The following is a 22,699-nucleotide window of genomic DNA, read 5'->3' on the forward strand; positions in this document are numbered from 1 at the left end:
ATCAGTCCTTTGCGCTCTGGTGGGCTGCTTGCCAGCCTCGTTCGATTTTATGACCCTCAGCCCTAGCTCCGGCCCAAACTCTCCTGACCTAACCCAACCGCTTACCGTGGGTAACGCGGTAAATGTAGGCTTTCGGCTGTATGGAGCCAAGATTAAGCCTTATCTGTGGCTGGCCACCCAATCGACCCTGTGGGTTTTGCTGCCGATTTTGCTGGCGATCGCCCTGGGCTTTTTTTATGCTACGACACAGCGTTACTTCACCACGCTGGGGCTGGTGATTCCGGCGTGGGTGGTGCTGATGGTGTTTTGCTCAGCCCGATCCTACTCGCTCTCGGCGGCGATCGCCCGTCTAGGCTTTGGCGAACTGACCCAACAGCCAGAGAGCATCGAATCGGCCTGTCGCTACACCCGCGCCCGGCAGTGGGGATTTGTATGGGTCTATGTGCTGCTGTTTTTGCTGGGAGTCGCAGTAACGCTGCTGTTCTACATTGTGGCAGCCGTAGTGGTAGTGCTCATGCTGGTATTTGTCGGCGGCACAGACTTTTTGCTAAATCCCCAGTCGGCAGCGCTGGTCAACCCAGGCCTGATCCTCCTGGCGTTTCTGGTCTTTTTGGGAATTGTGGGATTGCTGGTTTGGATACTGACCTGGTTTAGCATCCGCTTCTCGGTGCCTGATCTGCCGCTAGCAGTAGAGCCAGGACTCACAGCAACCCAGTCGCTAGGGCGCAGTTGGGAATTGACCCATAAAAACGTCGGGCGAATTTTCCTGATTTTGCTGGTGACGTGGATCGCCACAATCCCGCTGCAATTTGTGATTCAGATTGTGCTAGGCATTGCCCAAGAGGCGATCGTCCGCATCTATCCCGAAAATTCGCCCCTCTATGGTCTGCTCACGTTTGGCAGCAGTTTCCTGATTAGCCTGCTGCTGGGCATTTTTACGCTACCGCTCTGGCAGTCGATCAAAGCCACCATTTACTACGATTTGCGCCGTCGCCGAGAGGGGCTGGGGCTGCACCTGAGCAATCCCGAACTCGACGACGGGGACTTTGGCTCTGCCGATATTCAGGACTCCGCCCCCCCTCGATGAGGCTCTATGCGCTTTTTTAACCGGGTCAATCTGCATACGCCCGAAAGCGTGGAGCTAGAGTTTTCGCTGGCGGGCATCGGCAACCGGGCGCTGGCGCTGCTGATTGACTATCACATCGTGGCGCTGTCGCTGCTAGGATTTTCCATAATCTGGATTTTCCTATCGACCCAATTAATGAGCTATTTGCTCCAATGGGAGGGCGACTTTAGCGCGGTGCCGCCGTGGCTATTGGCCATCTTTGTGCTGGGGACTTTTGTCATTTATGCGGGCTATTTCATTGGCTTCGAGGTCTATCGCCAGGGGCAGACACCGGGCAAGCGCTTCGCCAAAATTCGCGTTATCCGCGACGACGGCCGCCCGATTGGCATCACTCAAGCCGCGCTGCGATCGCTCTTGCGCCCCATCGACGACTTTTTCTTCATCGGGGCGCTGTTCATCCTGTTTAGCAAACGAGAAAAGCGCATCGGCGATTGGGTCGCCGGAACCATCGTGGTGCAGGAAACGGGCCGCCGCGCCAAGCCCAACATGGCCCCTTCTGACCGCACCCAGCAGTTGGTTGCTACCTTACCCACGCTGGCTAACCTGCGGAACCTGCGCCCCGACGACATCGCCGTGATTCGTGAATATCTCGACTGCCGCAAGGACCTGACCCGCAAAGCCCGCCATAATCTCAGCCTGACGCTTGCCCGCCAGGTGCGATCGCGCATCCAGCTAGAAACCCTTCCCGACGGGCTAACCTCGGATGAGTTTTTGGAAGCCGTGTATCTGGCAGTGGTTCAGGCGTGAACCCTACGCCTCAATCACTACGCGCAAATTCCCGCGTTTTTTCACCACACGGCAGCCGGTTGTGTTGCCGACGCGCTCAAACTCTAGGTCGAGTAGGGTGCTCCCCACACGCAGGTTTTGCAGGGACAGGCGACGAATCGAGTCGGGCAGGGCAGGATCAAGAATTCGCAGGCGGTTGGCGGGGGCATTAGGCACGGGGTTGATCATCAGTTGCACGAGATGAAACACGGTGCCCGTGGCCCAGGCCTGGGGCGAACAGGCCACAGGATATTGTACGGGCGCAGCGCCGGGGGTGCGCTCGTAGCCGCAGAACAGTTCCGGCGGGCGACAGTAGGGCTGTTGTAGCGTCATGTCGAGCAGTCCTTGGGCAATTTCCAGGGCAGCGTCAGTCAATCCCAGCGATCGCAGTCCCAGGGCGATCAGTCCGTTGTCGTGGGGCCAGACCGAGCCAACATGGTAACCCATCGGGTTATAGGCGGGCGATAGGCTGCTGAGGGTGCGGATGCCCCAGCCGTTGAACAGGTCGGGCGCTTGCAGCCTTTCGGCGACGCTGCGGGCTTTGTCTGAGTCAAAGATGCCCAGCGCCAGGCAGTGGCCGGGGTTAGACGTAATGCTATCTACAGGCTTGCCGTCGCCGTCTAGCGCCAGCGCACAAAAGTCTAGGTCTTCTACCCAAAAATCGCGATTAAACCGGGTCTTGAGATTCTGGGCTTCGACCTGCCAGCGATCCGCCAGGTCAAGCCGTTTGTAAAGCCGAGCAATGTCGCTGAGGCGGAGCTTTGCGGCATAAACGTAGGCCTGCACCTCGCACAGGGCGATCGCCCCCTGAGCCATCTTGCCATATCGGTCTACAATGCAGGTGTCAGAGTCTTTCCAGCCCTGATTGGGCAAGCCTTTGCGCGATCGCCGATTGTAGCTGAGATAGCCCGTTTCGCGGCAGGACTGGTCGATCCACTCCATCGCTGCGAGGGCATTAGGCCAGAGGCGATCGAGCGTGTCGCGGTCGTGCGTCCAGGCGTAGTAGTCGGCGTAGAGCAACAGCCATAGCGGGGTCGCGTCTACTGTGCCGTAGTAGGGCGTGTGGGGAATCTCCTGGCAGCGAGCCAGCTCGCCAAAGCGTAGCTCGTGGAGAATTTTGCCAGGGGCTTCGTCGCGCCAGCCGTCGTCGGCTTTGCCCTGATAATGTGCCAACACGGTCAGGGTCTCGCGGGCGATCGCCGGGTCGAGGATGAGCGTTTGCATGGCTGCAATGATAGAATCACGCCCAAATAGCGTGGAAAACCAGGGCACGCCTGCCGACAGCGCCTTGCCTTGCTCAAAGGTCTGCCGTAGCAAGTAAATGTCTTGCTCCGCTCGCTCCAAAATCTGGTTGATGTCTTTGTTGTCGGTGCGGATGCGAGTGGTGGCGGTATGCCATTCGGTTTCTTCCATCTGCTCAGCCGCCTTTGCCTGCACCAGCGTTGTGGGCGGGCTGACCGTAGACACCAAGCGCCCATTCATCCGCATCTCCAGGCGATAGCCCACCTTCATCGCTTGGTGAGAGGCCAGTTCCACGTACCAGACAGCAGTGTAGCCCTTGAGGAAACTGGGGCGCTGATGCAAAAACTGGATGTGCGATTCGGTCAACACGCCGTCTCGCCCCTGATAGGCCAGCGTCAGTTCCGTTGGGTCAGGAATGGAGCTTAGGGCAAAGCGGGGTTGGCCGCTGCTGTCAGCATCCCCAAACCCGGTCGGCGACATCACCTGGCGCAGCAGTTGCCCCCGCTCGCCCCGCCGAAAGCCCCGAATTTCAAACAAATCCAGAAAATCGGCATCAAAGCTGAGGCTCATTTCAAAGCGCACGGGCATCGTGCTGTAGTTGGTCAGCGTCAGTTCTTCAAACAGGCCGCCATTCAGCACAATTTCACGCTCGATGCCGAGGGTGTCGGCGGGCAGGTTGTCGTCGATGAGCGGGTTGGTACACAGCGCAGAAAAGGCAAATCCCTTGGTGGCATTGCTGCTTAGCAACACGGGCGATCGCCCCTCGATTTGCAGTTCCAGACGGCTGAGAAACCGTGTATCTCGGCAAAATAGCCCCAAGCTGGCGACGGTGCTATCGTCTAACCGTCCAGAGATATTGCCCAGTGTGTCGATAATCAGAAACAGGTCATCGTCTTTAAGCGTTAGCGTCGGCTGGGGGCGATCGCTCGCCACGCAGGCCCACTCGGCCACGGGGGCTTGAGTCACCGGCACAAAGGTACGTCCATTGAGTTCAATTACGTCGGGCATAGTCTCTGGAAAAGTCAGGATTCAAGGAACTGTGGGTCAAGAGGCAGGTCAAAACGCACGGCAGATCGAAGCTTGAGCAGTTCTAATTCGCCCAATTTGGGATGCGCTGGTCTCGACTGGTTAATTAGTGAGAATTGAAGTGATCTGTAAAGTGATCAATCTCTAAGGCGAGCCGTCTACAGCGTTTTTGAAGCTAGTGAAGCACACGGATGGTCAATAAGCCCTTGCCTCGTGAGGGCAGCATGTGCCTCACCCCGCAAGAAAATGCTGTATAAGCAGGTGATTTAAGCAGGCGATTTACGAACCATCGAACCAAAATAATCAGCGCCGGATGGGACAGTTCCGGCAGATTCAGAGTCATAACACGCTTTCCAGTAGTCGCTTTCGTGGCCGCCAGTAGCGGTTCAACACGCTTGCAGATCACTTTGAGAAAGTCGTCGAAAAATCGATCATCTCAAATCTGATTTGAACGGTTTTCATGCCAGATTTGAATCAGATCAAGAGCGCCGCGTGGCGATGGCGAACGTCATGACATCGTCATGGCATCGAGAGTGCATTCTGCTCTCAAATTCATCACGATGCAGGAGGAGAACATGGGTAGGATTTCACCCGAAAAGGTTCAATCTGAAATGAATCCCCGGAAATCAACCCAACGCTGCGCCACATCCAGCAGCAAGAGACTCTAGCAAGTCCTGATGAAGGGATGCTTGCCAAATCTCCTGCGTTCGGTCGCCAAAAAGTAGCACTAGACACTCATTTTAGTGTGCCACGACTTTCTTAAAGTTAGTCTAAATCCTCAATAAAAGATTTTGAAGCCATCAGTTGTAGCAATATTTCAACTTAATTTAATAGCGGTTTCAAGACTTTTCAATTAGCCCTATTTGGCAGGGTTAAACACTGTAAGTGTCGATCAAGTTTTATAAAAAATTTAGCTCGTAAAAAACGCAGAAGTTTTGCTTGAGCTTAGAGTTTGTTTGAGAAAGTGGGCGATCGCGCTGTATTTGCGGCAGCCAGTAGTCCCCACAACAAAACTCAAAAGGAGCGCAGGCATACCCACACTCCTTTTGATTCCTTTGATCCCGTAGATGGGTCAGCCAGCCTAGCGCAGAAGGTAGCCAGTGCTGTTGCGCGTCCTATCTACGTTCTGGCATTCTAACCAGTCGCTAAGACACGTTCACTAGCGGCTGCTCCAGTGGCTCAGCAGGCAGTGAACTGAGGGCGGCTGCGGTGCTTTGAGCCATCGGAACCGACAGCAGGTCGCCTGTGAGCGATTGTGCCAGCAGCCTGCGATAGAGGTCGCTGAGGCGAGCGGCCACTGCGCTCCAGCTAAAGTTTTGCTGGACTCGCAGAGAGGCCTGACGACGCAGACGGTGGGCCCAAAGGTCGTCGCTGAGAATGCGGGCGATCGCCCCCGCAAAGCCGTCTACATCCTGCGGAGCCACTAGCAGCCCGGTTTCCTCTGGCACGACGGCAAACTTCAGCCCGCCAACATCCGACGCAACGACGGGCGTGCCGCAAGCCATCGACTCTAGCGCGACCAGCCCAAAGGGTTCAAACTGGCTGGGCACGACGCACACATCCGCGGCAGTGTAATACAGCGGCAAGCGATCGTGTCCAACCTGTCCGACAAACTCCGTGACGGCGTTTAGCCCTAGTTCGGCTACAAGCGACTGGATGCGATCGCGCTCGATCAGGCTCTCGGCATCGTCGGCCGCCCCCACCAGCAGCAGCCGCAGCGGTTCTCCTACTAGGGTATCCATTTGCTGGATTTGGGCACAGGCTCGCACCAGTGTCTCAATTCCCTTGCGCGGGTCAAACCGACCCACATGCAGCACCACGTTTTCTGAAGGCGACAGGCCCAACTGAGCGCGGGCATCGCTGCGCGACATCTGGTGAAACACGTCCAGATCGGTGCCGCCGGGAATCACCTGCACGTTGCCCGGAGTGGCTACCAGTTTCCACAGGGTTTCTTGTTCTTGGGGACTGGTCGCTACGATGCAGTTTGCGCCGACAAGCGTATGCCGCTCTACTGCCATGCGGTGGTCAGCAACCAGCGGCTTTTGCGCCATGCCTGCGTATTTAACCGCCGCTAGGGAGTGGTAAGTATGAACCAGTTGAATGTTGCTCTCTTGCTTCAGTTGCAGCCCCACCCAGCCCGCGAGCCAGTAGTGGGTATGCACCAGCGGATAGTGAAATCCGTCCTTAGTCTGAAACTTGCGAAAAGCTTCGACAAAGGCGGGCATATGCTCCAACAGGCGATCACGCGGGATAAACTCCTGCGGGCCAGCCACCAGACGAATCGTGCGATGGTGGGGCGAATGCTGCACGATCGTTGGATCGTCGGGATTCGTCTTGCGGGTAAACACATCCACCTGCCAGCCGAGCTTGGCCAGCGCCTCGCTGATTTGGTTTACGTATACCCGGCTGCCGCTGGCTTCCTCGCGCTGAAATTCCAGCGCCGGATCATTGTGAACCAGAATGAGGGCGATCGCCTGCCGCTGGGGCCCAGCAGAAAACGTTGCCCTGGGATGACGCGATTGGGATACGGGAGGGGTCTGGGACATTGCTAACCTCGTAGACTTGGACATCGTACCGGACACCGCAGCCGAGCCAACCCTCTAGCTAGGGACAGTACGCTCTGTCCGGTTGGACTGACCTTACGAGTGAATCATCAGCGAACGGGTGACAAACCACGAAATAAACCGCGATACTCGTTATCGCTCGCTTATTCTGCCCTATTGTGCTGGATGGAGGAATTAGACGCTGTATCGAGCGTACCGCTTTTAAGTTTTTCTCCGCAGACATTGTATAGGGCAGAACGACACTAGCTACTGGCTAGATCTCGACAGGAGCGATGTCTCGGAAAGGGTGAACGAAAAACAGGAACACGCAAGAGCAAAATCGCCTGCAACTGGCACATCACCTGAGCGTCGCAAGCTGCATCGCAAATTGCATCGCTAGGGGAAGCTCGTTAAAGCGCCCTCAATTAGGGGAACTTAGACTGATCCAAGCGCAGGGATTGCGTTCCCGGACTAAAGTGCAAAGAAAGCACAACGCTTTACAAAACTGGCCCTGCAATTCACAAAACCAAAACCCGACGCAGGCTCCCCGTGCCTTGCACGACTTTAGAGGCATAACTGTTAGAGCTAGAACCCTAGAGCTACAACGCTAAAGCATCGCACGCTTTAGGGGTTGAGGCTTCGATCTCAGGGAAGAGTTCGTTCCTCAACCCCTGCCATTGCTCAAGGTTTACCTGAGTCAGGGCTTAACCGGCCAGCTTCGGCTGTGGCAGGCTGAAAATTGCCGGACTGACTGCCGGACTGATTGCCGGACTGGTCGATGTGCGATCGCCCACAAGTTGACGATAGACCTGCTCATAGCCATCGGTCATGCGCTGCACACTAAAGTTTGCCTGGACGTGATCTCGACAGGCCTGGCGATCGAGCTGCGGAACTTGGGCGATCGCCGCCACACACTCCTCCACCGAATGGCAGAGAAAGCCCGTCTTGCCGTGAACAATCACCTCGGACGTAGACCCCAGTTCCATCGCCACTACGGGCGTTCCCGCCGCCATAGATTCCACCATTACCAGCCCAAAGGGTTCGCGCCAAGTAATGGGGAACAATGTGGCGATCGCCCCGCCCATCAGCGCATTTTTCTGATGATGATTCGCCTCGCCAAGGTACTGAATCTGTTCTCCATCAATGTGGGGCTTAATCTGCTGCTCATAGTATTCCCGATCCACCACGTCGATCTTGCCAGCTATCTTCAGCGGATAGCCCGTTTTCTTGGCAATTTCGATGGCGTGATGGGTGCCCTTTTCGGGCGACAGCCGCCCCAAAAACGCGAGATAGGGCGGATCGCTCGGCACCGGATGAAACTTGTGGCTTTCTACATCGATGCCGTTGTAAACCGTAGCAACATAGTTCAACCCCAGGCGTGGCTCTCGCTGCGTATTGGAAATACTCACGTAGGGCTGCCGTCGGGCATAGGTGAACATCTTTTCATTGTCAGGCGTAAAAATGCCGTGCAGGGTATGCACGGTCGGCGTTTTTACCAGATTCACAAAAGGCAATGCAGCACAGCCTACGTGGGAATGAATCACATCAAATTCGTCAGCACGTTCGTAAACCTGAGCCAGTTCCAGCATTTCGTAAATGCCGTATTCTTTCACGGTATTATCGAGCCGCAGCGCACGGGGATGAACCGATTCTAGATCCGCCAGCGTGATTGAATCTCCTGAAGCAAACAGGGTGACTTCATGGCCCCGCCGGACTAACTCATCTGTTAGTAAACTCACCACCAACTCTGTGCCGCCGTAGGTAGTAGGAGGCACACGTTCCCAAAGCGGAGCAATTTGTGCGATACGCATAATTTGTCTCTCCTTTCACGAATATGGCTAGCCGTTTTGATTGGGCTGTCGGTCTAGGAAATTCGCAGGAATTTAGCAAGAATTCTCAGGAATTTGCTTCTCTGATATGCGATGAAAACAAGCGAGTTGGTAGCATCGGCCACCAGCGTGATGCCAGTTAAAAAACCGCTTTCCGTAGAAGTTGATCGCCGTGAGTAGATGCAAAGAACCCTGAACCGCGAACCTTAAGCGAGATCAATAGCGCTGCTCTTTAACGGACTGCGACAACTACGGATGGTTCTTTTTTAACGGTCAACATAATGTCTCGTCTTGTGTTGCAACCTTATCAGATATACACGGCAGATCCACGCCCCTTAGGGAGGATTGAGAAGCTCCTGGAGGCGTAGAACAGAATTTAAGAAATATTTACCTTTGAGGCAAGTTGGATATCTCTACCACTGCAAATACGGATATCCGAATCGAGCGATCGCCCTCCATTTTGTTCTAACAGAAACCAAATCTCTGAAAGTTGCTTGCAAAGAGGCTTTTGGGCGATTGCACTGGACTGAAACCGGCTGACTTGGCGCATTCTGACGGTGATCATGACAAATACGAATGAGGCGATTGATCGTGTCATTTGCTACCGTTTTACGCTGTTCCATTCTTCGATATTTTTCTTTTTTCGCCCTGCGTTATGGCGCTTTTCGTCGTTTGCCCTTGGGTGTTTGAACTTCTATGGGTTGCGTCGTCTCAAGGCAAAGCTCAGCCAGACCTAGATAGCGGATACCCGCAGGCGAAATCTCGAATCGACAGGGCAGCACCTCTAACCCCTGGGCGATCGCCCCCCGCAGCAGTTGTCCATAGACCGGATCAGCGCGATCGCCCGGCGAAAACCGAGTGCAGTCGCCTCGATTAATGAAATACAGCATCACCGTTCGCGCCTGGGGCAGCAGCACCGTCAACTCTCGCAGATGCTTTTGCCCCCGTTCTGTCACTGTGTCAGGAAACAGCGCCAAGTCGCCCAGCGCCCAAGTTGTGTTTTTGACTTCGATATAAACGGGTCGCCCATCGGCGGCACCCGTCAGTAAAAAATCGACCCGGCTTTTCTGATCCTGTCCATAGGGCACTTCGCTCTGAATCTGCTGGTAGCTGCCCAGTTGTGGAAACAGCCGTGCTTCCAGCGCCGATCGCACGATGCGGTTGGGCAGTGCTGTATTTACCCCTACCCACGTCGGCCCATTGTCGTGTACTTCAATCAGTTCCCAGGTGTAGGCGAGCGATCGCTTTGGGTTATCGCTGAGCGACACCATCACGCGATTGCCAGGACAATTCACTCCCGTCATCGGCCCGGTATTGGGACAGTGTGCCGTAACGACCTCGCCGCTCTCTAGCTCAATGTCCGCGAAAAACCGCTTGTAGCGCCTGACCAACACGCCAGATAAAAGAGGCGGATAGGGATAAATCCAGTCCGTTTGCACCACTACCCGCCTTCAGCGATTTGCAGTTCCATTCAAAATGAAAAATCGGGATGACAGGATTTGAACCTGCGGCATCCTGCTCCCAAAGCAGGCGCGCTACCAAGCTGCGCTACATCCCGAAGCGAGTTGTCGCTTTCCCCAGTATAGCGGACTGGATCGCTGACTCAGAAGTCGGGGTCACAGATATTTCCACACACTAGATCAAAAGGCGCAAAATTTGTGACAAGGCCCATTAGCCCAATGCTATACTAGTATTCGCCTATAGAGGGCGCTATACGGCGAGCGTAGCCAAGTGGTTAAGGCAGCGGATTGTGGTTCCGCCATTCGTGGGTTCGAGTCCCATCGTTCGCCCTTGAAGCATTCCTATTCACTGGATCTAGTCTAATCCCTGGAATAGGGTAACCGGGGGCGATCGCCCTGGTTTCCCGTTTCTATCCCACACCCAGCTGAAACTCGTCGAACTTGACCACAGGCGCATCGGGGGTGCGCGTGTCAAAGCGGTAGCTGCTGATTGTACCCGTCCCAGTGTCGAAAATCGTGAAGGCGGTGATGTCGTTGCTGGAGAGAAACGGTAGCGGCTGCCCGTTGTCTCCGGTCACGGGCGCAAGGGTTGGCATGATGGGTTCTAATCCACCCGGATCGCCCGCCGTTACGTAGTTCTCCAGGTTATAGAACTGCGGGTTCAGGTCGGGCAACTTCCGGGGTTGCTGCTCCCAATAGGCTCCGTAGGTATTGCCCACATTGGAGGTTTCCAGCAAGTGCAATCCCGCAGGCGTGCGGAAGCGGTTCCAAACGTGAGAATGCCCGTACAGCACCAGTTGCACCTGCGCCGCCTCCAGCAGCGGCATCACATCTCTCAGCAAATAGTCATCCGACTTGGGATAGTCGTAGCGAATCACTGCAGGGCTGCCCTCGGCGTTTCGCTCCACGATGCGAATAGGGTCAGTGTAGGGCGGCACAACGTTATCCCCCAGAGTATGCGTTGGGTGGTGCAGCATCACGATTTTGTAGCGAGCCTGCCGAAACTCTGGGCTGCTGAGTTCCTGCTTCAACCAGTTGTATTGCGGGCTGCCCTTGCGGATCGGCTCAAAGATGATCTGTCCATAGCCCCAGTCTTCACGGCTATTGAGCTTGGCTTCGGGTTCGCGGAAGCGCCCTTTGGCAGAGGGTTCCAGGCTAGGCACGCGCCACAGGTTGGTGGCAAACAGCGACACCAGTCGCACATCGCCGATGGTGGTGGCGTAGTAGGTTTCGCCGCCCTCTGGACTCTGGGGTAGGGTAAAGATTTCTTCGTAGGTGTCAGTGCTAAAGGCGGTATTGTTTAGCCCGTCAGGGCCGTAGAGCCGCAGCGCTACCTCGCGGGGAATCGCGTCTTCAAATTCGCCGTTCAAGCTGTCGAGGCGGCCGTAGCGCCCCATGATTTCGTGGTTGCCGATTGCCACGTACATCGGCGCGTGCTGGATGATTTCCCCGCCCGTGTAAACTCGCGTAGTGCCGTTACGCTCTAGGGCATAGCTGGCGCGGCCCTGGAGGCAGGGGAAAAATGCGCCGCCGCGATTGTCGTCAAACCATTCGGAGGCGCGGTCGGGAATGTTCACCGTGTCGCCTGCCAAAAAGACTGCATCGACCTGCCCGACCGTTTCTACGACCTTTTGCAGGTTGGTGGCGGTCATGGGCATACTCTGGTGGTCGGAGGTGAGCAGGATTTTGAGCGGCGTACCGGGCGGCGGCAGGGGAGCCAGGGTAAAGGAGCGACTGGCGATCGCCCGTGTGAATAGCCCATTGGCCCGCAGGCTGACAACGCGATAGGGAATGCGCTGCCCTGGCGTGAGGCCCGTCACCTCGGCTTCATGCCGCCAGACATCGCGGGGGGTGGGCTGCTGATAAACCTGGCCGGGTTCGGTCTGCTGGCCGACGCGCGATCGCTGGTCTTCGCGCACGCGGGATAGCTTTGTGGTGGTGGCGATCGCCCGCTGCTGGAAGCCGTCGCCATATTCCACTCGATGTTCGCCGCCTTCAAACTCGGTGAACCAGACAACGCGCACACTGGTTGGCGTGGGCAGTTGCAAAAAGGGGTCTGTCAGCAGCGCCCCAGCAGGGTGATTGGCGGCGACACAGCCGTAGGTCAACGCCAGGATAAACAAAAGCAGGAGAGGCGATCGTCTCCTGCCGACAGCGTTCCATAAAGAACTCCTGAGAACACTCAAAAAAGTATTCCTTAGAGCATTCCAAAAGGCATTCCAGAACCTATTCCATGAGGCATTCCAGTGTTGCCAGCCGCAGCGGATGATGAGCATAGGGGAAGAGAACGCAGAATCAAAGCTAGAAGCCAGAGTCTCGTTATCCTGCTTCTACTCCTCAATTCTGCCAAACTCACAGCCAAATCATTGCTTTCTCGGACTTTGTAATTCTAAACTTTTAGCGATTTAAAACATCGTTGCGGTGGGCACTAGACCCGACAATTTCCACCACTTCATCAATTAAAGCTTGAGGAACTTCTAGATCAACCAGCGTGGCGACCAAATCTTCGGCGATCGCATCAAAATGGTGATCCGTTAACCCCATCTCTGCAACCAGATTGCTGTGGGCATCCCTCATGGGCCGACCGTTCCAGTGATTAGCCCCGCCAAAAGCATAGGTCATGAACGCTTTTTGGTGCTGCTTTTGCCGCGCCATATCTGTATGGGCAAAGAAGTGTTGCACCCGCTCATCCGCCAAAACCTTTTCGTAAAACTTCTCTACCGCTAGATCAACCGCCGCCGCGCCACCCAGCTTTTCATACAGTGTGTTCGTAGGGTTCATAAAAATGCCTACCTTGGCAGGGTGGTTTTAATATCTTGAGGCTCGTAGTGAGGACTTAAGTCCTCACTACAAACGTCCTAACTAACCTGCGTATTACTATACCCCTCTTCTGTCACTCTGTCCAGAGGAAAACTGAATCCCTTATTTACTCGTTCTATGAAACCTATGACATCCTCCCTATGACATCCTCATTGTAGGAACGGGATTTGGACATCACAGATTTCATCCAGTGAAAGTGACTAAAGAGGGATACAAAGTGTCTAGAAGGGTTGATTTCTCGTGGGCGACGCACACAAAAAATCGACCTTTAAAACAGAACCTAGCGATTCATATTTTCTACCAGAGAAGCGATCGCCTGTTCTACAGCCTGGCTCATCAGTTCATCTTCGCGGCTTCTGTCAGAACTACCGCCGATCCCACCGATGGAAACACCAGAGGAACTGTCATCCGCTGATCCTCGGCCGCGCATGGTTTTCACAATAGCGCCGTCTGCTGTGCTGATCATGCGAGCCGTTAGCGCAACGTTAGCAGTCGTTTCTCGCTCGCCCACTCTAATTCCTAAAAACCCGCCACCCGAAGTTTCAGTCGATACATTGAACTCTGTGACCGAACTCATGATCACATAGTCAACTCCGAGTTCGCGTCCAATCGTGACGGCTGCTGCTACATCGGTCACATAGCCCTGCCGTCCGCCGACCATGCTATTGTCAACGACTATGTAGCTTCCCTGATTTACTAAAGCGTCTATCACCAAATCGCTGATACCAGAAGCGTTTCCGCGCCTCCAATAAGACCAATAGTAGTTACTGTCACTAGTTGCCGAATAGTCGAAATCTAGAACAATAATCCGCTGCCGTGATTGTTTGGTTTCTTCGGCTTCGACAGGGGCGGCGATCGCCGGGCTAGCTATCATCAGCGAATCCATTCCGACCAGGGATAGAGATGCGGCAGACAAGACAGCCAGACTAGACAGCCAGACTAGACAGGATATGCTTCATAGTTTTCTTGGGTATGGATAAAGTTAGGCAGGATAAATGCAAGCATCGCAACCTCAAGCCAAGGGCGATCGCCCTGAGCTTCTCAGGTGGCTGCCTGGGCAGGGATTGCCCGTCGATTCAGGCGCAATCCCGCCCAGGCTTATCGTATTCTAAAAGCCTTGGTCAGAATCGAGCCAGACCGCGCAGCCTGCTGGTGTGGTGCAAGTAGGCATTGTGATGACCAGCGTGTAGGAACCCTCAAAGGGTGCAACTACTACCGGGTTTGCATCGGGCAACACGTCTTCTGCGACCGGCTCACCGTCGGCACTTAGCAGCGTAATGTCCAGATCCTGGCAGTCCTCATCACAGGTACCCCAGATCCGTTCTCCCTCCATGAAATAGCCTGTGACGCTTGTTGTATCTCCAGAAGCCATCCACAATTCCCGGCTCTGGGCGAGGGCTGCGCCTGCTGACAGGGCGATCGCCACAAAAACTCCACCCGCCACTACACCCATTTGTTTCGGGCTAAAACGTTCCATCAAAATCCTCTATACAATTTCATCGAAAGATTCAGTAACCATCAGGTCAAGGTTTATACCTCAACAGCTTTAGCATTCCCGGATTAAGCGGCTGATTCATCAGGGATAAGCAACGAGTCTGTTGGCTCCAGCTTTCGTCTTTCGCTAGAGGACAACCTGCGCGTTTCATACTTCAATTAGGTAGAGAGAAGAATGCAGGACAGCAAAACATGAGGCAGCTATGGTGAACCCCTCCAGAACAAAGCGTCCATCACGGCCGCTGGTGCGCTGGATTGATCGGGCGATGGCGCTAGTGGTGCTGTTGAACCTGCTGCTGGTCTTGGTAGATCTCAGCTATATCCCGCTGCGGGACTATTACCTGCGATTTTTTCCGCAGTTCACGGTCTGGTATGGCGAAACCTATAAAGGCATTGAGCCGCACCGCGTCACCGAGGGCTATTTAGAACAGGCGGCCAGGCTATGGGACACAGACCTGGGTTCGCCCGAGTCGGACGCGCTGCTGCGAGATTTGCGCGATCGCAGCGATGAGCTAATCGACGAAAACCCGTTCAACCTGGCGGGCAAAACAGGGCAGCTAGAGCGCCTCAAGCACCGGATGCGGCGGTTTGTGGGCACGGACTCGTCGCGGCAGGCGTTTCGCACCTTTTGGAGTCGTGCCTATCTGGAGCAGATTGGCGAAAATCGGGCGATCGCCTTTTTTGACCGCGAAATCGAGCCATTGCTCAAGTCTAATTACTATCGCGGTGTTGGCGAAAACGGGCGACCCATCGACCGCTTTTGGCGCATTGACCTCTGGTTTATGGGGCTATTTGCGGTGGATCTGGGCCTCCGGCTGTGGCATCTCTACCATCGCTATCGCCGTACCAACTGGTTTGATGTCATTCTGTGGCGCTGGTATGATCTGCTGCTGTTTCTCCCGATTTGGCGGTGGCTGCGCGTGGTTCCGACGGTGGTTCGGCTAGATCAGTCGGGGCTATTGCCAATGCGATCGCTCCAAAATCGCGTCAGTCTGGCGATCGCCAGCTACTTTGCCGTGCAGCTTACAGAAGTCGTCGTGCTGCGGATCATCGAGCAGGCGCAAGCGTTTTTGCGGCAGGGCGGCTTGACAAAGCTGCTGCTCAACCCCGACACGCGGATGCGCTACATAGACGTGACAGGTGTAAATGAAGTCGAAGAAATCGCCCGCCAAATCACCCATCTCACCGTGCATCAGGTCTTGCCTACCCTGCGCCCAGACATCGAAGCGTTGCTGCACTACACGCTGACCAGCGTCTTGGAGCAATCACCCGTCTATCGGGGTCTTAGCCGGATGCCAGGGGTCAACGCGCTGCCTCACCAGATGAGCGAACGCCTCGTGTCAAATGCAACCCAAACGGCCTATGGCAGCTTGGTGACGGCGCTCGACGACCCCAAAGGCGTAGAGCTAACCCGTAACCTGGTTGATCGGGCGGGTAAAACCCTGCGGCAACAGCTCCGCGAAGGCAACACCTCCCGCGAGCTAGAAAACCTGCTGGCAGATTTACTCGAAGAAATTAAGATTAGCTACGTCCGCCAAATCTCTGAGCAAGATATTGAAGCGCTGCGCGACAACAACCGCCATCTGTATGAAATTGCTCAGGCTGGGTTCTTGCCGCCCGATTCGGAACATTCCAATGTATAAGTTTTTGCCGAATAATTTGCCGAATAATTTGCCGAATAATTTGCCAGATAAAACGTCGCAATCCGAATTCTGAGGCATGAATCCTGGGTATTAATTCTGTCTAAACATGACATGGTTCAAAGAAATCGCTAAGAATATCCACACATCTTGACAATAGCGAGTGCCCCTCACCAAGCGTACTAAAATGTTAGATCGACTTTGTGTAATGACTGAAGCCGTGAAATAGCCCCCGAAAGCAGCCGTTGAACAGCGCCAGTTAGCCCCCGCAAAAGCATTTAGATCCCACTTTTAGAGATTGCTTGGGCGATCGCCCTTTCGACTGATTCCGATTTTTGCCAGGACTTTGCCACCAGTCATGTCAGACATCATCCACGCCAGCTAATTTCTATCCCCTAACCCCCAATCCTCAATCCTTAACCCCTGACCTACCATGAACTCTGCCATTCGGTTTTTAATGTGCCCGCCCGACCACTACGACGTGGATTATGTGATTAATCCTTGGATGGAGGGCAATATACACAAATCCTCGCGCGATCGCGCTGTGGAGCAGTGGCACGGGCTGTACCACCTGATCAAAGACCGGGCAACGGTGGATCTGGTGAAGCCCCAGGTCGGGGTTCCCGACATGGTATTCACCGCCAACGCAGGGTTGGTGCTAGAAGATAAGGTTGTCCTCAGCCGCTTTTATCATAAAGAGCGCCAGGGCGAGGAGCCGTTTTTCAAGGCCTGGTTTGAAGAACAGGGCTACACGGTTTATGAACTGCCCAAGGATTTGCCCTTTGAGGGGGCGGGCGATGCCCTGCTGGATCGGGAAGGACGCTGGCTGTGGGCGGGCTATGGCTTCCGCTCGGAGCTAGATTCCCACCCGTTTTTGGCAAAATGGCTGGATATCGAAGTGCTGTCGCTGCGGCTGATGGACGAGCGCTTCTATCACCTCGACACCTGCTTTTGCCCGCTGACGGACGGCTACTTGCTCTATTACCCGCCCGCCTTTGATGCCTATTCCAACCGCCTGATCGAGATGCGCGTGCCCGCCCACAAGCGGATCGCCATCGAAGAAGCCGACGCGGTGAACTTTGCCTGCAACGCGGTCAACATCGACCGAGTAGTGATTATGAATAAGGCCAGCGATAGCCTGCGTCAGCGGTTGCAGGATCTGGGCTTTGTGCTGTTGGAAACGCCGCTGACGGAGTTTATGAAGGCGGGCGGTGCGGCCAAGTGCCTGACGCTGCGGGTGACGGAGCCGCTGGAGCCGCTGCATCAGGCGATCGCCGCTGTGGAGAGCCGTGTCATCCAGCTAGAAGGACACCTGCTCGATTCTGGCCTGATCAACAACGCGCTAGATCTGATCGTGGAAAGCGGCGGCAGCTTCCAGGTGCTGAACTTCCGCCTGGGCGAACAGCGCCAGAGTACGTCGGCGGCGGAGGTGAAGGTGTCGGCTCCCTCCCACGACGTGATGGAGAGCATCATGTCGGGCTTGATCGACATGGGCGCAGTGCCTCAACCCCAGGAAGTTTGTGATAACCCGCTGGAAACCGTGACGCAGGACGGCGTTGCGCCCGATGATTTCTACGTCACCACGATTTACCCCACGGAGGTGCGGGTCAATTGCGAATGGGTGCGCGTGCAAAACCAGCGCATGGACGGGGCAATCGTGGTTTCTCAAACGCCAGGTGGGCCGAGAGCAGAGTGCAAGCTGTTGCGAGATCTGCGAGTGGGCGATCGCGTCGTTGTGGGTGTGGAAGGCATCCGCACAGTCCGCAAGCCCGATGCCCGCGACAGCCGCAATGGTGGCTCTGGCGACAAGGAATTTAGCTTTATGGGGTCGGGCGTGTCGAGCGAGCGCCGCGTGGAGCTAGTGGTCGAGCAAATCGCCTGGGATCTGCGCCGCATCCGCGATCAGGGCGGCAAGGTGGTGGTCGTCGCAGGGCCGGTGGTGATTCACACAGGCGGCGGCGAACACTTGGCGCGATTAATCCGCGAGGGCTATGTACAGGCGCTGTTGGGCGGAAATGCGATCGCCGTTCACGATATTGAACAAGCCATGATGGGCACGTCCCTCGGCATGGACATGAAGCGCGGCGTGTCGGTGCGCGGCGGCCATCGCCACCACCTGAAGGCAATAAACACCATCCGTCGCTGCGGCAGCATTGCCAACGCGGTAGACCAGGGCGTGCTGACCAGCGGCATTTTCTACGAGTGCATCAAGCGGCAGGTGCCCTTCTCACTGGCGGGTTCCATTCGCGACGACGGCCCCCTGCCCGACACGCAGATGGACTTGATCAAAGCGCAGGCAGAATACGCCGAGCTAATTCGCGGCTCAGACCTGATCCTGATGCTGTCCTCCATGCTGCACTCCATCGGCGCGGGCAACATGACCCCCGCAGGCGTAAAGATGGTCTGTGTGGACATCAACCCCGCTGTGGTGACAAAACTGAGCGATCGCGGCTCGGTGGAATCGGTCGGCGTGGTGACGGATGTGGGTCTGTTCCTTAGCCTGTTGAACCAGCAGCTCAGCAAGCTCACCAGCCCCTATCGCCTTGCCCAGACGGTATAGGAATAGGAGTAGAAGGGCGATTCCCGTAGGGAAAGTGCGCCGCACCGCTTGCGCGAACGCTTCGCGAATCGCCCCACCCGCTCACACGAGCCAGAAAACCGCTGCTCCCCGTGCCTATGTCTACGCCCCATCCGCTCACCCTCCATACCCACGGCAGCGGCTATCCCGTGCTGTGCCTGCATGGACATCCGGGCGCAGGCAGCAGCATGGGCGTGTTTACGCGGCATTTGGGGCGGCGGTTTTGGGCGATCGCCCCCGACCTGCGCGGCTATGGCCAGAGCAAGGTAACGCAGCCGTTTGTCATGGCCGATCATCTAACCGATCTGGAAGCGCTGCTGGATCGGCTCCAGATTCAGCGCTGTCTGGTGCTGGGCTGGTCGCTGGGGGGCATTTTGGCAATGGAACTGGCGCTGCGGCTGCCCGAACGGATTAGCGGGCTAATTCTGGTAGCCACAGCGGCCCATCCCCGCAGCAGCCACCCGACGATTTCCTGGCAAGATAATCTGCTGACGGGGGTGGCGGCGCTGATTAATTCCTGGCAGCCGGGAAACCGCTTGAACATCGAGCTATTTGCCAAGCGATCGCTGTTTCGCCACCTGATTCAGCAGCACACGCGCACGGCCTATGAATATATAGCGGCCGATGCGGTGTCGGCTTATCTAAACACCTCGCAGGCAGCCACCCGCGCCCTCAATCAGGCGATTCGCGCAGGCTATAATCGCGTGCCTGACCTGCCCAAAATTCAGGTTCCAGCGCTGATGCTGGCGGCAGAGGGCGATCGCCACATCACCGCGATTTCCAGCGAAGAAACTGCCCGCAAGCTGCCCCAGTGCGACTGGCGCTGCTATGCCCAGGCGGCCCACCTGTTCCCGTGGGAAATTCCTCAGCAAATGCTGCAAGACATAGATGAATGGCTGGCGCGGCATCCAGAAGTGGTTAGCCCTTCTGCGCCATTGGCAAACCCGCAAAGCTCCTGAAATCAGGAGTCATAATTCATCCTTCCGCAAGCGCCACGAAGAACAAACACTGCCGCAAGCCCCGTCCACACCTGGCTGGCAATCCAAAATCCAAAATCCAAAATCCAAAATCCCCAACTTTGTCCTCCTGCCTGCTCAACAAAGGGAGGCTTTGATGCTGAAATAGAAGCATGGGGCTGACACGGCGCGAATTTTTGCAGCGGAGCAGTGGGGCGATCGCCATCGGTGGGGCGCTCGGTAGCGGGCTGTGGGCGTGGGGCGATCGCGCTGGGCGAGTGCTAGCCGCGCCTACGTCACGCAAGCTGGCCCTACTGATCGGCATCAGCCAATATCCCGAAGCCGTGAGCGATATTCCCCCTATGAAAGGTGGGCTGCTGCCAGGAGCGCTGACGGATGTGGAAATGCAGCGGCAGGTATTGCAGCATCGCTTTGGGTTCCGACCTGCGGATATTTTGACGCTGACGGATGAGCAGGCCACCTGGGCAGGCATTACGGACGCATTTCAGGCGCATTTGCTGGAACAGGCGAAACCCGGCGATGTGGTGGTGGTTCACCTCAGCGGGCTGGGCAGCCGGGTACGCTCAGCAACCAATCCGGAGCAACTTTGGGACAGCATCGTGCCGATCGATGGCGGTCTGCCCACGAGCGATCGCCCCCTGATTGCTGACCTCACCCGCACGACGCTGGAACAGTTGGTGCGATCGCTCCCCACCTCGCAGGTGGTAACGCTGCTGGATCTGGGCTTCTCGAATCTGGGCACCTCGCTCCAGGGCAACCTCCGGATTCGTGCCCGCCCCAACGCCCCTACGGGTGACCTGCATTCCCGGGAAATTGCGCTGCAAGAAACCTTGGGCGATCGCCTCCGGGCTGCTAAGGCAACTCTTTCGGGCCCGCTGCCGGGGCTATTCCTCACTGCTGCGGCTTCTGGACAGGCGGCACTAGAAGGTCGTTGGAGCGGCTTTAGCGCAGGTCTACTCACCTACGCCCTGACGCAATATCTCTGGGATGCCACCGCAGGCACCGCCCTCTCCACGGTGCTGACTCAAACCAGTAGCAGCATCAAGCGGCTGTCGGGCGCAAATCAGGAGCCACAGGCAAACGGTACGCTTAGCCGCGACGGAACTAGTGCCTATCCGCTTGTGCCTGCGGCAGCCGGAGCCGACGGGGTGATTCTGGTCGCGCCAGACTCTGCCAGGACGCTACGCCTGTGGGCTGGGGGCTTGCCGCCGTCTGCCCTTAGCGCCTATAGCCCCGGTTCGCTGTGGGAAACAATTGACAGTGACCCGCAACTGCTGCGGGTGCAGGGTCGAGACGGGTTGACGCTGAAGGTTTTACCCGTGATCGAGGGCGCATCCCTAAAGCCAGGGCAGCCCGTGCAGGAGCGGGTGCGCCTGCTGCCACGCAGTGTGGGGCTGACGATCGCCCTCGACAGCAGCCTGGATCGAATCGAGCGGGTGGATGCGACTAGTGCCTTTACGGCTGCAAAAGTGTCACTGGTCAACGTCGGGGAACAATCAGCCGACTATCTCTTTGGCAAGCGCCGCGCCATCGAAACAACAGTGGCAGCGGTATCGCTGGAATTACCTGATCCCGCTGTGCAAACGGATGTGTCCCCGGCTCAGCCCGTTTTGGAGATGCCTAGTCCCACTGCCACCCCGAATGGGAAATACGGTCTGTTTTATCCGGGACGGGTTCCGCTGGGTATTGAGCTATCGACGGCAGATGAAGCAGTGAAAACAGCCGTGAATCGGCTCACGCCCCAACTGCGATCGCTCTTTGCCATGAAGCTGCTGCGGCTGACGGTGAATGCGTCTTCGTCGCGTCTCAGCGTGCGGGCCAGTTTGGAACAGATCGCGCCGGGGGCTGCGGCAACTCGCGCCCTGCCCGTCGTGCAGCAAGAAACCGTCAGCATTCCCAATCGCCTGAGCAGCAAGCGCACACCCACAGCAGTAGAATCGGGCGCACCCGTGCCCGCAGGCAGCACGCTCCGCTATCGGCTGCAAAATGCGGGCGACCAGCCGCTGTATGGCATTCTGATCGGGCTAGACAACACCGGACAGGCGATCGCCCTGCCGCTCTCCACCAGCACCGAGCAGCCGCTGCTGTCGCCTGGGTCAACCCTGACGCTTCCCGCCGAGCCGTCTCCAGGCTGGGTGGTGCCCAATGCGCCGGGGCTAGCAGAGATGTTTCTCATTCTCAGCGTGGCTCCCTTTAGCCACACGCTGGCCGGGCTGCCCATCGCCCCCGGAGCCACTCCCCGACAGGCGATCGCCCTCACCAATCCGCTCGATGTAGCCCAGTCCATCCTGCAAGACCTGCACGAGGCAACCCCCGTCAGCGGCGATTTTCCTGGCGATTTCCCCAGCGACACCTACGCCCTCGACGTAACCCGCTGGGCAACCCTGCACCTGATGTATCGCGTCGAAGCGACAGCCTGACAGGAAACCACCGCTGCAAGCTGAAACCCAGTCTTGACGGAGTAGGCAGGACTGAATAGCTGCGACTTAGTAGCTGGGCTGCGGACCCAGTTCGCCCAGGCGATCGACTGGCCAAAAGCGCACCACCGCCCGTCCGATAATATTCTGGCGAGGCACGTAGCCCCAAAAGTGGCTGTCGTAGCTGTTGTTGCGGTTGTCGCCCAGCACCAGGAAGGAATCAGCAGGCACTTTTTCCGGGCCCCACTGATAATCGGGCGGCGACTGAATGTAGTTTTCCTCAATCGGCTGACCGTTGATCAACACGCGCCCGCCCGTCACTTGCACTGTTTCACCCGGCAGCCCAATCACCCGCTTAATAAACGCTTCGTTGAGGCTGGGGTTTTGCTGCTTGAGCGCCTCAGTGGGGTGAAACACGATGATGTCGCCGCGTCGGGGTGGGTTGAAGTGATAGCTGATTTTTTCCACAATCAGGCGATCATTCACCTCCAGCGTTGGCAGCATGGACTCAGAGGGGATATAGCGGGCCTCTGCAACAAAAGTGCGAATGCCCAATGCCAGCACCACGCTCAGGCCAATCGTTTTGATCCCTTCCATGAGGGGGGCTGTCGGCCTTGGGCTTGGGGGGCAACAGGCTCAGCAGGAGGCGTTTGAGGGGTGGGGGAATCAGATTGACTGGACATCTGCGAGTCTATGTAGTTAGTAGTTGATGTACTGGATGAGGTAAAGGATGAGGTGAACTCAGAATCGGGTGTGCCTAGAAATCTGGAGACGGTCTAAGG

General features: G+C 56.5%; 15 protein-coding genes and 2 tRNA genes. 7 read left to right on the plus strand and 10 right to left on the minus strand.

The window, feature by feature from the left end:
* Positions 1-28: 28 nt before the first annotated feature.
* Together O77CONTIG1_RS18300 and O77CONTIG1_RS18305 are read left to right on the plus strand one after the other, a co-directional pair.
* A complete protein-coding gene (locus O77CONTIG1_RS18300) occupies positions 29-1,087 on the plus strand; it encodes a DUF975 domain-containing protein (protein WP_156435451.1) in 1,059 nt (352 codons plus the stop codon).
* A 6-nt stretch (positions 1,088-1,093) separates the two neighbouring features.
* Positions 1,094-1,873 (plus strand): RDD family protein, encoded by a 780-nt coding sequence (locus O77CONTIG1_RS18305; RefSeq protein WP_068513526.1) that lies wholly within the window; start codon positions 1,094-1,096, stop codon positions 1,871-1,873.
* Positions 1,874-1,876: 3 nt separating this feature from the next.
* Here the strand turns inward: O77CONTIG1_RS18305 and O77CONTIG1_RS18310 are convergent, their stop codons facing one another.
* The 5 genes from O77CONTIG1_RS18310 to O77CONTIG1_RS18330 form a co-directional block, all read right to left on the minus strand.
* Positions 1,877-4,141 carry an amylo-alpha-1,6-glucosidase gene (locus tag O77CONTIG1_RS18310; protein ID WP_068513529.1) on the minus strand — a complete coding sequence of 755 codons (2,265 nt, stop codon included), beginning with the start codon at positions 4,139-4,141 and terminating at the stop codon, positions 1,877-1,879.
* Between the two features lie 1,163 nt (positions 4,142-5,304).
* A complete protein-coding gene (locus tag O77CONTIG1_RS18315) occupies positions 5,305-6,705 on the minus strand; it encodes a glycosyltransferase (RefSeq protein ID WP_068513531.1) in 1,401 nt (466 codons plus the stop codon).
* A 701-nt stretch (positions 6,706-7,406) separates the two neighbouring features.
* Positions 7,407-8,513, minus strand: a complete 1,107-nt coding sequence (locus O77CONTIG1_RS18320; protein WP_068513533.1) for a glycosyltransferase family 4 protein — start codon at positions 8,511-8,513, stop codon at positions 7,407-7,409.
* A gap of 671 nt (positions 8,514-9,184) precedes the next feature.
* Positions 9,185-9,970, minus strand: a complete 786-nt coding sequence (gene sfsA, locus O77CONTIG1_RS18325) for a DNA/RNA nuclease SfsA (RefSeq protein ID WP_068516820.1) — start codon at positions 9,968-9,970, stop codon at positions 9,185-9,187.
* A 45-nt stretch (positions 9,971-10,015) separates the two neighbouring features.
* Positions 10,016-10,089 (minus strand) — tRNA-Pro (locus O77CONTIG1_RS18330).
* A 159-nt stretch (positions 10,090-10,248) separates the two neighbouring features.
* Between O77CONTIG1_RS18330 and O77CONTIG1_RS18335 the strand changes: the two genes are divergently transcribed.
* Positions 10,249-10,321, plus strand: a tRNA-His gene (locus O77CONTIG1_RS18335).
* Positions 10,322-10,401: 80 nt separating this feature from the next.
* On the opposite strand, the gene O77CONTIG1_RS18340 is transcribed toward O77CONTIG1_RS18335, so the two are convergent.
* The 4 genes from O77CONTIG1_RS18340 to O77CONTIG1_RS18355 form a co-directional block, all read right to left on the minus strand.
* Positions 10,402-12,114, minus strand: a complete 1,713-nt coding sequence (locus O77CONTIG1_RS18340; RefSeq protein ID WP_225894617.1) for a purple acid phosphatase family protein — start codon at positions 12,112-12,114, stop codon at positions 10,402-10,404.
* 274 nt (positions 12,115-12,388) lie between these two features.
* On the minus strand, positions 12,389-12,772 hold the full coding sequence (locus O77CONTIG1_RS18345; RefSeq protein WP_068513536.1) for a group I truncated hemoglobin: 384 nt from the start codon (positions 12,770-12,772) through the stop codon (positions 12,389-12,391).
* A 319-nt stretch (positions 12,773-13,091) separates the two neighbouring features.
* On the minus strand, positions 13,092-13,697 hold the full coding sequence (locus O77CONTIG1_RS18350; RefSeq protein WP_068513539.1) for a CsgG/HfaB family protein: 606 nt from the start codon (positions 13,695-13,697) through the stop codon (positions 13,092-13,094).
* 222 nt (positions 13,698-13,919) lie between these two features.
* Positions 13,920-14,288, minus strand: coding sequence for a hypothetical protein (locus O77CONTIG1_RS18355; RefSeq protein WP_068513542.1), 369 nt, complete (start codon positions 14,286-14,288; stop codon positions 13,920-13,922).
* 220 nt (positions 14,289-14,508) lie between these two features.
* Here O77CONTIG1_RS18355 and O77CONTIG1_RS18360 point away from each other — a divergent pair, with 220 nt between their 5' ends.
* The 4 genes from O77CONTIG1_RS18360 to O77CONTIG1_RS18375 all read left to right on the plus strand — a co-directional run bounded on the left by O77CONTIG1_RS18360 (position 14,509) and on the right by O77CONTIG1_RS18375 (position 21,920).
* A complete protein-coding gene (locus O77CONTIG1_RS18360) occupies positions 14,509-15,948 on the plus strand; it encodes a hypothetical protein (RefSeq protein WP_156435453.1) in 1,440 nt (479 codons plus the stop codon).
* A gap of 430 nt (positions 15,949-16,378) precedes the next feature.
* Positions 16,379-18,505: a TIGR00300 family protein gene (locus tag O77CONTIG1_RS18365; protein ID WP_068513548.1), complete on the plus strand. Its 2,127-nt coding sequence runs from the start codon at positions 16,379-16,381 to the stop codon at positions 18,503-18,505.
* A 116-nt stretch (positions 18,506-18,621) separates the two neighbouring features.
* A complete protein-coding gene (locus O77CONTIG1_RS18370; RefSeq protein ID WP_068513550.1) occupies positions 18,622-19,482 on the plus strand; it encodes an alpha/beta fold hydrolase in 861 nt (286 codons plus the stop codon).
* 170 nt (positions 19,483-19,652) lie between these two features.
* Positions 19,653-21,920, plus strand: coding sequence for a caspase family protein (locus O77CONTIG1_RS18375; RefSeq protein ID WP_068513554.1), 2,268 nt, complete (start codon positions 19,653-19,655; stop codon positions 21,918-21,920).
* Positions 21,921-21,986: 66 nt separating this feature from the next.
* On the opposite strand, the gene lepB is transcribed toward O77CONTIG1_RS18375, so the two are convergent.
* Positions 21,987-22,514, minus strand: coding sequence for a signal peptidase I (gene lepB / locus O77CONTIG1_RS18380; RefSeq protein ID WP_084782825.1), 528 nt, complete (start codon positions 22,512-22,514; stop codon positions 21,987-21,989).
* Between the last annotated feature and the right edge of the window lie 185 nt (positions 22,515-22,699).

The sequence above is a fragment of the Leptolyngbya sp. O-77 genome (assembly GCF_001548395.1).
Classification (GTDB): domain Bacteria; phylum Cyanobacteriota; class Cyanobacteriia; order Elainellales; family Elainellaceae; genus Thermoleptolyngbya.